General features: G+C 53.3%; 14 protein-coding genes and 5 tRNA genes. 18 read left to right on the top strand and 1 reads right to left on the bottom strand.

What is annotated here, in order from left to right; translation table 11 throughout:
- Positions 1 to 168 precede the first annotated feature (168 nt).
- The 7 genes from eptB to dppF all read left to right on the top strand — a co-directional run bounded on the left by eptB (position 169) and on the right by dppF (position 8369).
- A complete protein-coding gene (gene eptB, locus BFV67_RS00910) occupies positions 169 to 1860 on the top strand; it encodes a kdo(2)-lipid A phosphoethanolamine 7''-transferase (protein WP_008502768.1) in 1692 nt (563 codons plus the stop codon).
- A 91-nt stretch (positions 1861 to 1951) separates the two neighbouring features.
- Positions 1952 to 2028, top strand: a tRNA-Pro gene (locus tag BFV67_RS00915).
- Positions 2029 to 2648: 620 nt separating this feature from the next.
- The gene (gene dppA / locus BFV67_RS00920) at positions 2649 to 4256 is read left to right on the top strand and encodes a dipeptide ABC transporter periplasmic-binding protein DppA (RefSeq protein WP_008502769.1); all 1608 of its coding nucleotides are present in this window, start codon (positions 2649 to 2651) and stop codon (positions 4254 to 4256) included.
- 177 nt (positions 4257 to 4433) lie between these two features.
- Positions 4434 to 5453 (top strand): dipeptide ABC transporter permease DppB, encoded by a 1020-nt coding sequence (gene dppB / locus BFV67_RS00925; RefSeq protein WP_008502770.1) that lies wholly within the window; start codon positions 4434 to 4436, stop codon positions 5451 to 5453.
- Positions 5454 to 5462: 9 nt separating this feature from the next.
- Positions 5463 to 6365, top strand: coding sequence for a dipeptide ABC transporter permease DppC (gene dppC, locus BFV67_RS00930; protein ID WP_008502771.1), 903 nt, complete (start codon positions 5463 to 5465; stop codon positions 6363 to 6365).
- Positions 6366 to 6375: 10 nt separating this feature from the next.
- Complete coding sequence (gene dppD, locus BFV67_RS00935) at positions 6376 to 7359, top strand: dipeptide ABC transporter ATP-binding protein (protein ID WP_008502772.1); 984 nt, start codon at positions 6376 to 6378, stop codon at positions 7357 to 7359.
- Positions 7356 to 8369 carry a dipeptide ABC transporter ATP-binding subunit DppF gene (dppF, locus tag BFV67_RS00940; RefSeq protein WP_008502773.1) on the top strand — a complete coding sequence of 338 codons (1014 nt, stop codon included), beginning with the start codon at positions 7356 to 7358 and terminating at the stop codon, positions 8367 to 8369. Before dppD ends, dppF begins: the two co-directional genes overlap by 4 nt.
- Positions 8370 to 8412: 43 nt before the next feature.
- Here dppF and coaA read toward each other — a convergent pair whose 3' ends face one another.
- The gene (gene coaA, locus BFV67_RS00945) at positions 8413 to 9363 is read right to left on the bottom strand and encodes a type I pantothenate kinase (RefSeq protein ID WP_032654569.1); all 951 of its coding nucleotides are present in this window, start codon (positions 9361 to 9363) and stop codon (positions 8413 to 8415) included.
- Between the two features lie 317 nt (positions 9364 to 9680).
- On the opposite strand from coaA, the gene BFV67_RS00950 reads away from it, so the two are divergent.
- The 11 genes from BFV67_RS00950 to rplL all read left to right on the top strand — a co-directional run bounded on the left by BFV67_RS00950 (position 9681) and on the right by rplL (position 15099).
- Positions 9681 to 9756 (top strand) — tRNA-Thr (locus BFV67_RS00950).
- 8 nt (positions 9757 to 9764) lie between these two features.
- A tRNA-Tyr gene (locus tag BFV67_RS00955) sits at positions 9765 to 9849 on the top strand.
- A gap of 117 nt (positions 9850 to 9966) precedes the next feature.
- Positions 9967 to 10041: transfer RNA gene (locus BFV67_RS00960), tRNA-Gly, on the top strand.
- A 6-nt stretch (positions 10042 to 10047) separates the two neighbouring features.
- Positions 10048 to 10123: transfer RNA gene (locus BFV67_RS00965), tRNA-Thr, on the top strand.
- 118 nt (positions 10124 to 10241) lie between these two features.
- The gene (gene tuf / locus BFV67_RS00970) at positions 10242 to 11426 is read left to right on the top strand and encodes an elongation factor Tu (protein ID WP_014830236.1); all 1185 of its coding nucleotides are present in this window, start codon (positions 10242 to 10244) and stop codon (positions 11424 to 11426) included.
- Between the two features lie 229 nt (positions 11427 to 11655).
- Positions 11656 to 12039, top strand: a complete 384-nt coding sequence (secE, locus tag BFV67_RS00980; protein ID WP_003862342.1) for a preprotein translocase subunit SecE — start codon at positions 11656 to 11658, stop codon at positions 12037 to 12039.
- A 1-nt stretch (position 12040) separates the two neighbouring features.
- Positions 12041 to 12586, top strand: a complete 546-nt coding sequence (gene nusG / locus BFV67_RS00985) for a transcription termination/antitermination protein NusG (protein WP_003862341.1) — start codon at positions 12041 to 12043, stop codon at positions 12584 to 12586.
- A 155-nt stretch (positions 12587 to 12741) separates the two neighbouring features.
- On the top strand, positions 12742 to 13170 hold the full coding sequence (gene rplK / locus BFV67_RS00990) for a 50S ribosomal protein L11 (RefSeq protein ID WP_008503452.1): 429 nt from the start codon (positions 12742 to 12744) through the stop codon (positions 13168 to 13170).
- Positions 13171 to 13173: 3 nt separating this feature from the next.
- Complete coding sequence (gene rplA / locus BFV67_RS00995) at positions 13174 to 13878, top strand: 50S ribosomal protein L1 (RefSeq protein ID WP_006810530.1); 705 nt, start codon at positions 13174 to 13176, stop codon at positions 13876 to 13878.
- Between the two features lie 291 nt (positions 13879 to 14169).
- On the top strand, positions 14170 to 14667 hold the full coding sequence (gene rplJ, locus BFV67_RS01000) for a 50S ribosomal protein L10 (RefSeq protein ID WP_003862338.1): 498 nt from the start codon (positions 14170 to 14172) through the stop codon (positions 14665 to 14667).
- A gap of 66 nt (positions 14668 to 14733) precedes the next feature.
- Positions 14734 to 15099 (top strand): 50S ribosomal protein L7/L12, encoded by a 366-nt coding sequence (rplL, locus tag BFV67_RS01005; RefSeq protein ID WP_002445276.1) that lies wholly within the window; start codon positions 14734 to 14736, stop codon positions 15097 to 15099.
- The last annotated feature ends 128 nt before the right edge of the window (positions 15100 to 15227 follow it).

The raw sequence follows: 15227 nt of genomic DNA on the forward strand, positions 1-15227 counted from the left end.
TAAATAACTGTACTGATCACACTCTCTGCTGCCACTTTTCCGCTTCCCTGTGGTCTACTTACCACGCCTGTAGACGTTTCATTGAACGATCCCCTGAGCGTATGTCTAATCTGCCCACTTTTTAATCGAGGTGGGCGGCGGTACTGTCCCTTTTTCCGGGTAGCTTGCATGAAATACATTAAATCGATGGCGCAACAAAAGCTCTGCTTTTTGCTGGCGTTGTACATCGGCCTGTTTATGAACGGCGCAGTTTTTTTCCGTCGGTTTGACGGTTACGCGCATGATTTTACCGTCTGGAAAGGAATTGCAGCGGTTGTCGAATTGGTCGCTGCGGTACTGGTCACCTTCTTTTTATTCCGTATTCTTACCCTGTTTGGCCGTCGCGTGTGGCGAGTGCTGGCAACGTTTATCGTGCTGTGCTCGGCGGGTGCCAGCTATTACATGACTTTTATGAACGTGGTGATTGGCTACGGCATTATTGCCTCGGTGATGACCACGGATATCGACCTCTCTAAAGAGGTTGTGGGGCTGCACTTTATCCTCTGGCTGGTAGCGGTCAGCGCCTTGCCGCTGCTGCTCATCTGGAGCAACCGCTGCCGCTATACCCTTGTTCACCAGATCCGCACGCCCGGAAAGCGATTCAGAAGCGTCGCCGTGGTGCTGCTGGCGGGCCTGATGGTCTGGGGGCCGATTCGTCTGCTGGAGGTGAAGCAGAAGAATGATGAGCGGACCTCCGGCGTGGATATGCCGAGCTACGGTGGCGTGGTTGCCAACTCTTATTTACCGTCTAACTGGATCTCCGCGCTGGGGCTGTATGCGTGGGCGCAGGTGGATGAGTCCTCGGATAATAAGTCGCTGATAAACCCGGCGAAGAAGTTTACCTATGTGGCGCCAAAGGATATCGACGATACCTACGTCGTCTTTATTATCGGAGAGACCACGCGCTGGGATCATATGGGCATTCTCGGCTATAACCGTGATACCACGCCTAAACTGGCGCAGGAAAAGAATCTGATTGCCTATCGTGGCTATTCCTGTGATACCGCCACCAAGCTTTCCCTGCGCTGCATGTTTGTGCGCGAGGGCGGGGCGAGCGATAACCCGCAGCGTACGCTAAAAGAGCAAAACGTCTTCTCGGTGCTGCATCAGCTTGGGTTTACCTCCGACCTCTATGCGATGCAGAGTGAGATGTGGTTCTACAGCAACACCATGGCGCAAAACATCTCCTACCGCGAGCAGATTGGCGCAGAGGCGCGCAACCGTGGCAAACCTGTCGATGACATGTTGCTGATTGATGAGATGAAACTCTCACTCAACGGGAACCCTGATGGTAAGCATATGATCATCCTTCATACCAAAGGGTCGCACTTTAACTACACGCAGCGCTACCCCCGCAGCTTTGCCAAATGGACGCCGGAGTGCGTCGGAGTGGATAAAGACTGCACCAAAGCCCAGTTGATTAACTCTTATGACAACTCCGTGATGTATGTGGATCACTTTATTGATTCGGTGATTGACCAGGTTCGCGATAAGAAGGCTATTGTCTTCTATGCGGCGGACCACGGTGAATCTATCAATGAGTTCGAACATTTGCACGGTACACCACGCAAGATGGCGCCGCCGGAGCAGTTCCGCGTGCCAATGATGGTGTGGATGTCCGATAAGTATCTGGAAGACCCGGAGAAAGCGAAGATGTTTGCCCATCTGAAGAAAGAGGCGGAAATGAAGGTGCCGCGTCGTCACGTTGAGCTGTACGACACCATTATGGGTTGTCTCGGCTACACCTCACCGAACGGTGGGATTAACGAAAACAACAACTGGTGTAAACTCCCTGACAACAGCGCAAAAGCCGCGCAGTAGCTGCTCTGGCGAGAATATCGCCAGTTGAATGGCTTTTTGAAAATAAGGGATTGACGGGGGCGCACCTCAGCAGTAAGATGCGCTCCGCATTCGGCGAGTAGCGCAGCTTGGTAGCGCAACTGGTTTGGGACCAGTGGGTCGGAGGTTCGAATCCTCTCTCGCCGACCACATTCTGAAAAGGGCTAACCGTAAGGTTAGCCCTTTTTGCATTATGGCCTTAGCTCTTCAGAGTAATCAAAACGCCCCTTACGCCCGCTTCTCCCTGCTTGTTAACGATTTTGTGACATAATCCATTGTATTTTTTTATATATAGATTGATCTTTTTTCGCGTTGCTTATGGATAACCTCAGCATTTTTCGCTGTGCGTTTTAACGTTCGCGGTATTTAGTGCTCAGATAATCACCATTCTGCAAGAAAATTTACCCATTCTGAATAAAAGTTAATCACTGATTGTTGCGAAATATGAAGATAGTTGTGCTGCAACATGGCGAGTAGCATAAATTTCCCTGCTGAAAACTGACGCTCATGGTTTTTTTAATCTTTGTTTGCGGTTTCTCACACTCAGCGTAAATCCCCGTCACCTGTATTGACGTTTTCACATTCTGTTGACAGATTGTAGGGCATGAGGGGCATTTCAGGGACGATCTGCGCTGCAACTCAAACGCTCTTCTGAAAGGATTCTCCATCCCTTTAACGCCTTCGGGCACCTCCGACCGGACCGGGTAAAAAATAAATAAAGGTCTGGCGGCGTAACACAACAAAGCAAAACATCACATTGGAGCAGAATAATGAGTATTTCCTTGAAGAAGTCAGGGATGCTGAAGCTTGGTCTGAGCCTGGTGGCTATGACCGTGGCAGCAAGCGTACAGGCAAAAACCCTGGTTTACTGTTCTGAAGGCTCGCCGGAAGGCTTTAACCCACAGCTCTTTACCTCTGGTACGACTTACGACGCAAGCTCTGTACCGATCTATAACCGTCTGGTTGAATTCAAAACCGGCACCACGGAAGTGATTCCGGGTCTGGCCGAGAAGTGGGACGTCAGCGAAGACGGTAAAACCTACACCTTCCACCTGCGCAAGGGCGTGAAGTGGCAGGACAGCAAAGAATTCAAACCAACGCGCGACTTTAACGCCGACGACGTTGTGTTCTCCTTCGACCGTCAGAAAAACGCTCAGAACCCGTACCACAAAGTCTCTGGCGGCAGCTATGAATACTTCGAAGGGATGGGTCTGCCGGATCTGATCTCTGAAGTGAAAAAAGTGGACGATAATACCGTTCAGTTCGTGCTGACGCGTCCGGAAGCACCGTTCCTGGCTGACCTGGCCATGGACTTCGCCTCAATTCTGTCCAAAGAGTACGCGGACAACATGCTGAAAGCCGGTACGCCGGAAAAAGTCGACCTGAACCCAATCGGTACCGGTCCATTCCAGCTGCTGCAGTACCAGAAAGACTCCCGTATTCTGTATAAAGCATTCGAAGGCTACTGGGGCACCAAGCCGAAGATTGATCGTCTGGTCTTCTCCATCACGCCTGATGCGTCAGTACGTTATGCAAAACTGCAGAAAAACGAATGCCAGGTGATGCCATACCCGAACCCGGCTGACATCGCCCGCATGAAGCAGGATAAGAACATCAACCTGCTGGAGCAGGCTGGCCTGAACGTGGGCTATCTCTCCTTCAACACCGAGAAGAAACCGTTTGATGACGTGAAAGTGCGTCAGGCGCTGACCTACGCGGTGAACAAAGAAGCGATCATCAAGGCGGTTTACCAGGGCGCTGGCGTTGCAGCCAAAAACCTGATCCCACCAACCATGTGGGGCTATAACGACGACGTTAAAGACTACTCCTACGATCCTGAGAAAGCGAAAGCGCTGCTGAAAGAAGCGGGCCAGGATAAAGGCTTCACCGTTGAGCTGTGGGCGATGCCGGTACAGCGTCCGTACAACCCGAACGCACGCCGTATGGCAGAAATGGTTCAGGCTGACTGGGCGAAGATTGGCGTACAGGCCAAGATTGTGACCTACGAGTGGGGCGAGTACCTGAAGCGCGCCAAAGCGGGTGAGCACCAGGCAGTGATGATGGGCTGGACCGGTGACAACGGGGATCCGGACAACTTCTTCGCTACCCTGTTCAGCTGTGCTGCAGCGAAAGACGGTTCTAACTACTCTCGCTGGTGCTACAAGCCGTTTGAAGACCTGATCCAGCCGGCGCGTGCGACCGACGATCACAACAAACGTATTGAACTGTACAAGCAGGCGCAGGTTGTTATGCACGATCAGGCTCCGGCGCTGATTGTTGCTCACTCCACCGTGTACGAGCCAGTGCGTAAAGAAGTGAAAGGCTACGTGGTTGATCCACTGGGCAAACACCACTTCGAAAACGTATCGGTTGAATAATTAAAAGCAACGCCAGGCGGCGCTGCGCTTGCACTGGCCTACGGTATGTAGGCCGGGTAAGCGTAGCGCCACCCGGCAGCAGTGCTTAATTCTCTCTCTGAAAGGAGAGGGGATAAGATTTGTGAGCAATACAGACGTCACGCCACTGGTCGTGCGTCATCAGAGAGAATCCGGGTTATGTTGCAGTTCATCCTCCGACGTCTGGGACTTGTTATCCCCACGTTTATCGGTATCACCCTTCTCACTTTTGCCTTCGTCCATATGATCCCCGGCGACCCGGTAATGATTATGGCGGGCGAGCGTGGTATTTCCCCTGAGCGCCATGCACAGCTGCTGGCTGAACTCGGCCTCGATAAGCCAATGTGGCAGCAGTATCTCCACTATATCTGGGGCGTGCTGCACGGTGATTTAGGGATTTCACTGAAAAGCCGTCTTCCGGTGTGGGACGAGTTCGTGCCGCGTTTTAAAGCGACGCTGGAGCTTGGCGTCTGCGCCATGATTTTCGCCACCGCGGTGGGTATTCCTGTCGGGGTACTGGCTGCCGTTAAGCGTGGCTCTATTTTTGACCACACCGCTGTGGGCCTGGCGCTGACCGGCTACTCCATGCCTATCTTCTGGTGGGGCATGATGCTGATCATGCTGGTCTCGGTGCAGCTTAACCTGACACCGGTCTCCGGGCGCGTCAGCGATATGGTCTTCCTGGATGACTCCAACCCGCTCACTGGCTTTATGCTGATTGATACGGCTATCTGGGGCGAAGAGGGCAACTTCATGGATGCCGTCGCGCATATGATCCTGCCTGCCATGGTGCTGGGCACCATTCCTCTGGCGGTGATCGTGCGTATGACCCGTTCATCGATGCTGGAAGTGCTGGGTGAGGATTATATCCGCACCGCGCGCGCCAAGGGCCTGACGCGTATGCGCGTTATCATCGTCCATGCGCTGCGTAACGCCATGCTGCCGGTGGTGACCGTTATCGGTCTCCAGGTGGGGACATTGCTGGCGGGGGCGATCCTGACCGAAACCATCTTCTCCTGGCCGGGCCTGGGTCGCTGGCTGATTGACGCGCTGCAACGCCGTGACTATCCGGTGGTGCAGGGCGGTGTGCTGCTGGTCGCGACGATGATTATCCTCGTCAACCTGCTGGTCGATTTGCTGTACGGCGTGGTGAACCCGCGTATTCGTCATAAGAAGTAAGGGGCCATCATGTCACAGGTTTCTGAAAACAAAGTTGTTGCTGCACCGGTTCCGATGACGCCGATGCAGGAGTTCTGGCACTACTTCAAGCGCAACAAAGGCGCGGTGGTGGGGCTGGTGTATGTCGCTATCATGATCCTGATTGCGGTGTTTGCGAACGTCCTCGCGCCGTATAACCCGGCGGATCAGTTCCGCGATGCGCTGCTCGCCCCGCCAGCCTGGCAGGATGGCGGTAGCCTGGCGCACCTGCTGGGGACCGATGATGTGGGCCGCGATGTGCTGTCGCGTCTGATGTACGGTGCGCGCCTGTCGCTGCTGGTCGGCTGCCTGGTGGTGGTGTTATCCCTGATTATGGGGATCGTACTGGGTCTGGTTGCCGGCTACTTCGGCGGTATCGTTGATAACATCATCATGCGTATCGTCGACATCATGCTGGCGCTGCCAAGCCTGCTGCTGGCCCTGGTGCTGGTGGCGATCTTCGGTCCGTCGATCGGTAACGCCGCCCTGGCGCTGACGTTCGTGGCGCTTCCTCACTATGTGCGTTTAACCCGCGCGGCGGTGCTGGTGGAAGTGAACCGCGATTACGTCACCGCCTCTCGCGTGGCGGGTGCCGGTGCGATGCGCCAGATGTTCGTCAATATCTTCCCTAACTGCCTTGCGCCGCTGATCGTTCAGGCGTCGCTCGGTTTCTCTAACGCCATTCTTGATATGGCCGCTCTTGGCTTCCTGGGCATGGGTGCGCAGCCGCCAACACCGGAGTGGGGCACCATGCTCTCCGACGTGTTGCAGTTCGCACAAAGCGCCTGGTGGGTTGTCACCTTCCCGGGTCTGGCAATCCTGCTGACGGTGCTGGCATTTAACCTGATGGGTGATGGCCTGCGTGATGCGCTTGATCCCAAACTGAAGCAGTAAGAGGCACGAGATGGCGTTATTAAATGTAGATAAATTATCGGTGCACTTCGGCGATGAAGGCACCCCGTTTCGCGCCGTGGACCGCATCAGCTATAGCGTAAATCAGGGCGAAGTGGTTGGCATTGTCGGGGAGTCCGGTTCCGGTAAGTCAGTGAGCTCGCTGGCGATCATGGGGCTGATTGATTACCCGGGCCGCGTGATGGCGGAAAACCTGCAGTTCAACGGTCAGGACCTGAAGCGCATTTCTGAGAAACAGCGCCGTCAGCTGGTGGGTGCGGAAGTGGCGATGATTTTCCAGGATCCGATGACCAGCCTGAACCCGTGCTACACCGTCGGTTTCCAGATTATGGAAGCAATCAAGGTGCACCAGGGCGGGAATAAGAAAACGCGTCGTCAGCGGGCGATCGATCTGCTGAACCAGGTGGGCATTCCTGACCCGGCATCGCGTCTGGACGTTTACCCGCACCAGCTTTCAGGCGGGATGAGCCAGCGCGTGATGATCGCCATGGCGATTGCCTGTCGGCCAAAGCTGCTGATTGCCGATGAACCGACGACGGCGCTGGATGTGACCATCCAGGCGCAAATCATCGAGCTGCTGCTGGAGCTGCAGCAGAAAGAGAACATGGCGCTGGTGCTGATTACGCACGATCTGGCGCTGGTGGCTGAAGCTGCGCACAAAATCATCGTGATGTATGCCGGCCAGGTGGTCGAGACCGGAAATTCACACGATATCTTCCGCGCGCCGCGTCACCCGTATACCCAGGCGCTTTTACGCGCGCTGCCGGAGTTTGCTCAGGATAAAGCGCGTCTGGCGTCGCTGCCGGGTGTGGTGCCGGGCAAATATGACCGTCCGCAGGGCTGTCTACTCAATCCGCGCTGTCCGTATGCGACGGACAAATGCCGGGCGGAAGAACCAGAGCTGAACCAGCTGGCTGACGGTCGTCAGTCGAAATGCCACTACCCACTCGATGATGCCGGGAGGCCAACACTATGAGTACGCAACAGGCCACCACGCAACAGCCGCTGTTGCAGGCCATCGACCTGAAAAAATATTACCCGGTGAAGAAGGGGCTGTTTGCCCCTGAACGCCTGGTGAAAGCGCTGGACGGCGTCTCCTTTAACCTCGAACGCGGTAAAACGCTGGCGGTGGTGGGGGAGTCCGGCTGCGGGAAATCCACGCTGGGCCGTCTGCTGACGATGATTGAAGTGCCGACTGGCGGCGAGCTCTATTATCAGGGGCAGGATCTGCTCAAGCACGACCCGCAGGCGCAGAAGCTGCGTCGCCAGAAAATCCAGATTGTGTTCCAGAACCCGTATGGTTCGCTGAACCCGCGTAAAAAGGTGGGGCAGATTCTGGAAGAGCCGCTGCTGATTAACAGCAATCTCAGCAAAGAGCAGCGCCGTGAAAAAGCGCTGGCGATGATGGCGAAGGTCGGCCTCAAAACCGAGCACTATGACCGCTACCCGCACATGTTCTCCGGCGGCCAGCGCCAGCGTATCGCCATCGCGCGCGGTCTGATGCTTGACCCGGACGTGGTGATTGCCGATGAGCCGGTGTCGGCGCTCGACGTCTCCGTGCGGGCGCAGGTGCTGAACCTGATGATGGATCTCCAGCAGGAGCTGGGGCTCTCTTACGTGTTCATCTCCCACGACCTGTCGGTGGTGGAGCATATTGCCGATGAAGTGATGGTGATGTACCTGGGGCGCTGCGTGGAGAAGGGGACCAAAGACCAGATCTTTAATAACCCTCGTCACCCGTACACCCAGGCGCTGCTGTCTGCGACGCCGCGTCTGAACCCGGACGATCGTCGTGAGCGCATAAAGCTGACGGGAGAGCTGCCAAGCCCGCTGAATCCGCCGCCGGGATGTGCATTCAACGCCCGCTGCAGCCGCCGCTTTGGCCCCTGCACCCAGCTACAGCCGCAGCTGAAGGAGTATGGTGGTCAGCTGGTGGCCTGCTTCGCGGTCGATCAGGATGAAAATGGCGAGAAACCACACGCATAACGAAAAAAACCGGCGCTAAGCCGGTTTTTTTATATCTGCTTTATTATTTCCGCAGGCGAATCTGGTCGACGGCGTGCTTCTCGCTCTTGGTGAGGATCAGGCTCGCACGCTCGCGCGTCGGCAGGATGTTCTCTTTAAGATTCACATAGTTGATCTCATTCCACAGCCCCGTCGCCACATTGATCGCTTCTTCTTCAGAAAGCTGAGCATAGTGGTGGAAATAGGAATCCGGATCGGTGAATGCCCCTTCACGGAACTTCAGGAAGCGGTTGATGTACCAGTTCTGCAGCAGGTCTTCCGGCGCATCGACATAAATAGAGAAATCGACGAAATCCGAGACAAAGACGTGATGCGGATCGTGAGGATAGTCCATGCCGCTTTGCAGCACGTTGAGACCTTCCAGAATGAGAATATCCGGCTGGACTACCGTTTTATCCCCGTCCGGGATGCGATCGTAGATCAGGTGCGAATAGACCGGCGCCGTCACGTGAGGCACGCCGGATTTCAGATCGGAGACAAATTTCACCAGACGGTGCATATCATAAGAGAGCGGGAAGCCTTTCTTCTTCATCAGCCCGCGTTCTTTTAATACTTCGTTCGGATGCAGGAAGCCGTCGGTCGTGATCAGCTCCACGCTGCGGTGTTCCGGCCAGCGGCTCAACAGTGCCTGCAGGACGCGTGCGGTGGTGCTTTTACCCACGGCCACGCTGCCTGCGATACTGATGATATAAGGAATGCGTTGACCGTTCGTCCCGAGAAACTGCTCCAGCACCGCCTGACGACGCAGGTTCGAGCTGATATAGAAGTTAAGCAAGCGCGAGAGGGGGAGATAAATTTCTGCCACTTCTTCAAGGGACAGATCTTCGTTTATCCCTTTTAACCGTGCGATTTCACCTTCCGTCAGCGTCATAGGGACGGAATCACGCAGGGCAGCCCACTGGCTGCGGTTAAAGTGAAGATAAGGCGTCATTAACGTTTGCTCTTTTTTGCTCATAAGCATGCTTCAGTGAGCCAGCATTAAACTGCCGGATCGTGGCTCATCACACAGTTAATTTTGGACAATGGGCAGGAGGTTAACACCAGATGACAGGAATAATAAGAAAAAAGATGGAAAGCGCTGCGTTACGCGGAGGCCGTCACGCTACGGTGTTTACAGTGCAAATACCCCTTACATGTTGATTATTTGACCGTGAATGACTACTTTTACAGCGCTCAACGCGCTGTTAGCATAAAATGTGAGCGAAAGAACGTTTTATGCAAATTTTTAGTTGCATGACCGCGCAGGTATCCATAGAATGCGCGCTACTTGATGCCGACTTAGCTCAGTAGGTAGAGCAACTGACTTGTAATCAGTAGGTCACCAGTTCGATTCCGGTAGTCGGCACCATCAAGTCCGGTGGGGTTCCCGAGCGGCCAAAGGGAGCAGACTGTAAATCTGCCGTCACAGACTTCGAAGGTTCGAATCCTTCCCCCACCACCACTTTCTGGCAGCGTAAATGCCGCCGGAGCTGGTTGGAAAAATTAGCCAGCTCAAACTGAAAAAGAGAGAAATCTCTTTTTTTGTTACAGAAAGAACTGGGTAGCCGAGTTTCAGGATGCGGGCATCGTATAATGGCTATTACCTCAGCCTTCCAAGCTGATGATGCGGGTTCGATTCCCGCTGCCCGCTCCAATACGTGCTGATATGGCTCAGTTGGTAGAGCGCACCCTTGGTAAGGGTGAGGTCCCCAGTTCGACTCTGGGTATCAGCACCACTTCACTTCTCCTTCCCGTTTCTCTCTGTTTCAATTTTACTGTATTCAACAATTCAGGCATTTCGCCTGGTTGATGTGGTGATATCACCGATTTATCCGTGTCTTAGAGGGACAATCGATGTCTAAAGAAAAGTTTGAACGTACAAAACCGCACGTTAACGTCGGTACTATCGGCCACGTTGACCATGGTAAAACAACGCTGACCGCTGCAATCACTACCGTTCTGGCAAAAACCTACGGTGGTTCTGCTCGTGCATTCGACCAGATCGATAACGCACCAGAAGAAAAAGCTCGTGGTATCACCATCAACACCTCTCACGTTGAGTACGACACCCCGACTCGCCACTACGCACACGTAGACTGCCCAGGCCACGCCGACTATGTTAAAAACATGATCACCGGTGCTGCGCAGATGGACGGCGCGATCCTGGTTGTTGCTGCGACTGACGGCCCAATGCCTCAGACTCGTGAGCACATCCTGCTGGGTCGTCAGGTAGGCGTTCCTTACATCATCGTGTTCCTGAACAAATGCGACATGGTTGATGACGAAGAGCTGCTGGAACTGGTAGAGATGGAAGTTCGTGAACTGCTGTCTCAGTACGATTTCCCAGGCGACGATACCCCAATCGTTCGTGGTTCTGCTCTGAAAGCGCTGGAAGGCGACGCAGAGTGGGAAGCGAAAATCATCGAACTGGCTGGCTTCCTGGATTCTTACATCCCAGAACCAGAGCGTGCGATTGACAAGCCATTCCTGCTGCCAATCGAAGACGTATTCTCCATCTCCGGTCGTGGTACCGTTGTTACCGGTCGTGTAGAGCGCGGTATCATCAAAGTTGGTGAAGAAGTTGAAATCGTTGGTATCAAAGAGACTGCGAAGTCTACCTGTACTGGCGTTGAAATGTTCCGCAAACTGCTGGACGAAGGCCGTGCTGGTGAGAACGTTGGTGTTCTGCTGCGTGGTATCAAACGTGAAGAAATCGAACGTGGTCAGGTTCTGGCTAAGCCAGGCTCAATCAAGCCACACACCAAGTTCGAATCTGAAGTGTACATCCTGTCCAAAGACGAAGGCGGCCGTCATACTCCGTTCTTCAAAGGCTACCGTCCACAGTTCTACTTCCGTACTACTGACGTGACCGGTACCATCGAACTGCCAGAAGGCGTTGAGATGGTAATGCCAGGCGACAACATCAAGATGGTTGTGACGCTGATCCACCCAATCGCGATGGACGACGGTCTGCGTTTCGCAATCCGTGAAGGTGGCCGTACCGTTGGCGCGGGCGTGGTTGCTAAAGTTCTCGGCTAATTGCTGATAACATTTGACGCAATGCGCAATAAAAGGGCATCATTTGATGCCCTTTTTGCACGCTTTCACGTCAGAACCTGGCTCATCAGTGATTATTTTTGTCATAATCATTGCTGAGACAGGCTCTGCAGAGAGCGTATAATTCGAAAAGCGAATTAGCATTTCGATTTGGTTTGCCTCGCAATCGCGGGGTGAAAATGTTTGTAGAATACTTCTGACAGGTTGGTTTATGAGTGCGAATACCGAAGCTCAAGGGAGCGGGCGCGGCCTGGAAGCGATGAAATGGGTAGTAGTAGCCGTTCTGCTGATCGTAGCGATTGTCGGCAACTACCTTTATCGTGACATGATGCTGCCGCTACGCGCGCTTGCAGTGGTAATTCTGATTGCTGCAGCGGGTGGTGTCGCGCTGTTGACGACGAAAGGCAAAGCGACCGTCGCTTTTGCTCGCGAAGCGCGTACCGAAGTCCGTAAGGTAATTTGGCCGACTCGCCAGGAAACATTGCACACCACGCTGATCGTAGCGGCGGTTACCGCTGTAATGTCACTGATCCTGTGGGGACTGGATGGTATTCTGGTTCGCCTGGTATCCTTTATCACTGGCCTGAGGTTCTGAGATGTCTGAAGCCCCTAAAAAGCGCTGGTACGTCGTTCAGGCGTTTTCCGGTTTTGAAGGCCGCGTAGCAACGTCGCTGCGTGAGCATATCAAATTACACAACATGGAAGAGTTATTTGGCGAAGTTATGGTTCCGACCGAAGAAGTGGTCGAGATCCGTGGCGGCCAGCGTCGCAAAAGCGAGCGCAAATTCTTCCCGGGTTACGTGCTGGTTCAGATGGTGATGAACGACGCGAGCTGGCACCTGGTGCGCAGCGTACCGCGCGTGATGGGCTTTATCGGCGGCACGTCTGACCGTCCGGCGCCAATCAGCGACAAAGAAGTGGATGCGATTATGAACCGCCTGCAGCAGGTTGGTGATAAGCCGCGTCCGAAAACGCTGTTTGAACCGGGTGAAATGGTTCGTGTTAATGACGGTCCGTTTGCTGACTTTAACGGCGTCGTTGAAGAAGTGGACTACGAAAAGTCCCGCCTGAAAGTTTCTGTATCTATCTTCGGTCGTGCGACCCCGGTAGAACTGGACTTTGCGCAGGTCGAAAAAGCCTAAGCAGCGATCAAAAAAGCGACGATTTAATCGTTGCACAGGGCGCGAGATTGGAATACAATTTCGCGCCTTTTGTTTTTATGGGCCCGGCCCGTAAAACGAATTTTATTCACGGGGAGCCTCACTGAGGCGCTATTACCCAATCAGAGGATTTTAGAATGGCTAAGAAAGTACAAGCCTACGTCAAGCTGCAGGTTGCAGCTGGTATGGCGAACCCAAGTCCACCAGTTGGTCCAGCTCTGGGTCAGCAGGGTGTGAACATCATGGAATTCTGTAAAGCGTTCAACGCAAAAACGGAATCCCTGGAAAAAGGTCTGCCAATCCCAGTCGTAATCACTGTTTACGCTGACCGTTCTTTCACTTTCGTTACCAAAACCCCTCCTGCAGCAGTTCTGCTGAAGAAAGCGGCTGGTATCAAGTCTGGTTCCGGTAAACCGAACAAAGACAAAGTGGGTAAAATTTCCCGCGCTCAGCTGCAGGAAATCGCGCAGACCAAAGCTGCCGACATGACTGGTGCCGACATTGAAGCGATGACTCGCTCAATCGAAGGTACTGCACGTTCCATGGGCCTGGTAGTGGAGGACTAAGAAATGGCTAAACTGACCAAGCGCATGTCCGTGATCCGTGACAAAGTTGATGCGACCAAACAGTACGACATCAACGAAGCTATCGCTCTGCTGAAAGAACTGGCAACTGCTAAGTTCGTTGAAAGCGTTGACGTTGCCGTTAACCTGGGCATCGACGCGCGTAAATCCGATCAGAACGTTCGTGGCGCAACTGTACTGCCACACGGTACTGGCCGTTCCGTTCGCGTAGCTGTATTTGCTCAGGGTGCAAACGCTGAAGCTGCTAAAGCTGCCGGCGCTGAACTGGTAGGTATGGAAGATCTGGCTGATCAGATCAAGAAAGGCGAAATGAACTTTGACGTTGTTATTGCTTCTCCAGATGCAATGCGCGTTGTTGGCCAGCTGGGCCAGGTTCTGGGTCCACGCGGCCTGATGCCAAACCCGAAAGTGGGTACTGTAACCCCTAACGTTGCTGAAGCGGTTAAGAACGCTAAAGCAGGTCAGGTTCGTTATCGTAACGACAAAAACGGCATCATCCACACCACCATCGGTAAAGTGGACTTTGACGCTGACAAACTGAAAGAAAACCTTGAAGCTCTGCTGGTTGCGCTGAAAAAAGCAAAACCAACTCAGGCGAAAGGCGTGTACATCAAGAAAGTTAGCATCTCCACCACCATGGGTGCAGGTGTTGCAGTTGACCAGGCTGGCCTGAGCGCTGCTGCAAACTAATGCCTTTACGTGGGCGGTGATTTTGTCTACAATCTTACCCCCACGTTTGCTAACAATTGTTAGCGGCTAAAAGATTTGTTCGTTGGAGCCTGGCCTAATCCAGGCCTCCGTCGAAGACCGCAGGTGTTTCGCAAGAGACTTAATCCCCTGCGTAGACGGTGACAGAACGCTAAGATTATTTTTGGATACTCTGGCTTGTTTCTGCTCACCGTATTAAGACGCTCTTTCCGTTGGGGAGAGTGAAGTGAGTTCCGGAACATGAGTTCCGGCAAACATCCAGGAGCAAAGCTAATGGCTTTAAATCTTCAAGACAAACAAGCGATTGTTGCTGAAGTCAGCGAAGTAGCCAAAGGCGCGCTGTCTGCAGTAGTTGCGGATTCCCGTGGCGTTACTGTAGACAAAATGACTGAACTGCGTAAAGCAGGTCGTGAAGCTGGCGTATACATGCGTGTTGTTCGTAACACCCTGCTGCGCCGCGTAGTTGAAGGTACTCAGTTCGAGTGCCTGAAAGACACGTTTGTTGGTCCGACCCTGATTGCATACTCTATGGAACACCCGGGCGCTGCTGCTCGTCTGTTCAAAGAGTTCGCGAAAGCGAATGCAAAATTTGAGGTCAAAGCTGCAGCCTTTGAAGGTGAGTTGATCCCGGCATCGCAAATCGATCGCCTGGCAACCCTGCCGACCTACGAAGAAGCAATTGCACGCCTGATGGCAACCATGAAAGAAGCTGCGGCTGGCAAACTGGTTCGCACTCTGGCTGCTGTACGCGATGCGAAAGAAGCTGCTTAATCGCAGTTTTCTTTATAAAGCATTTGCTTACGTCTAAACTTATTCTGATTTTCAGGAACAATTTAAATGTCTATCACTAAAGATCAAATCATTGAAGCAGTAGCAGCTATGTCCGTAATGGACGTTGTAGAGCTGGTTTCTGCAATGGAAGAAAAATTCGGTGTTTCTGCTGCTGCTGCTGTAGCTGTAGCTGCGGGCCCGGCTGAAGCTGCTGAAGAAAAAACTGAATTCGACGTAATTCTGAAAGCTGCTGGCGCGAACAAAGTTGCTGTTATCAAAGCAGTACGTGGCGCAACTGGCCTGGGTCTGAAAGAAGCTAAAGACCTGGTAGAATCTGCTCCAGCTGCGCTGAAAGAAGGCGTGAGCAAAGACGACGCAGAAGCACTGAAAAAATCTCTGGAAGAAGCTGGCGCTGAAGTTGAAGTTAAATAAGCCAACTTTTCTGGTTGCAGCCTAAGTCATTAGGCTGATGGCTGGTGACTTTTTAGTCACCAGCCTTTTTGCGCTGTAAGGCATCAGTAGCATTTCACACTGTTTGACTGCTGATTGTCCTGACAATG

Origin of the sequence: Enterobacter roggenkampii, from assembly GCF_001729805.1 — a bacterium.
GTDB classification, from domain to species: Bacteria; Pseudomonadota; Gammaproteobacteria; order Enterobacterales; family Enterobacteriaceae; genus Enterobacter; species Enterobacter roggenkampii.

Bases quoted from the DNA above. Each gene is read 5' to 3' on its own strand.
- tuf (WP_014830236.1), top strand. From the start codon at position 10,242: ATGTCTAAAGAAAAGTTTGAACGTACAAAACCGCACGTTAACGTCGGT.
- rplK (WP_008503452.1), top strand. From the start codon at position 12,742: ATGGCTAAGAAAGTACAAGCCTACGTCAAGCTGCAGGTTGCAGCTGGT.
- rplA (WP_006810530.1), top strand. From the start codon at position 13,174: ATGGCTAAACTGACCAAGCGCATGTCCGTGATCCGTGACAAAGTTGAT.
- dppC (WP_008502771.1), top strand. From the start codon at position 5,463: ATGTCACAGGTTTCTGAAAACAAAGTTGTTGCTGCACCGGTTCCGATG.
- dppB (WP_008502770.1), top strand. From the start codon at position 4,434: ATGTTGCAGTTCATCCTCCGACGTCTGGGACTTGTTATCCCCACGTTT.
- secE (WP_003862342.1), top strand. From the start codon at position 11,656: ATGAGTGCGAATACCGAAGCTCAAGGGAGCGGGCGCGGCCTGGAAGCG.
- rplJ (WP_003862338.1), top strand. From the start codon at position 14,170: ATGGCTTTAAATCTTCAAGACAAACAAGCGATTGTTGCTGAAGTCAGC.
- nusG (WP_003862341.1), top strand. From the start codon at position 12,041: ATGTCTGAAGCCCCTAAAAAGCGCTGGTACGTCGTTCAGGCGTTTTCC.
- dppD (WP_008502772.1), top strand. From the start codon at position 6,376: ATGGCGTTATTAAATGTAGATAAATTATCGGTGCACTTCGGCGATGAA.
- eptB (WP_008502768.1), top strand. From the start codon at position 169: ATGAAATACATTAAATCGATGGCGCAACAAAAGCTCTGCTTTTTGCTG.
- dppF (WP_008502773.1), top strand. From the start codon at position 7,356: ATGAGTACGCAACAGGCCACCACGCAACAGCCGCTGTTGCAGGCCATC.
- rplL (WP_002445276.1), top strand. From the start codon at position 14,734: ATGTCTATCACTAAAGATCAAATCATTGAAGCAGTAGCAGCTATGTCC.
- coaA (WP_032654569.1), bottom strand. From the start codon at position 9,363: ATGAGCAAAAAAGAGCAAACGTTAATGACGCCTTATCTTCACTTTAAC.
- dppA (WP_008502769.1), top strand. From the start codon at position 2,649: ATGAGTATTTCCTTGAAGAAGTCAGGGATGCTGAAGCTTGGTCTGAGC.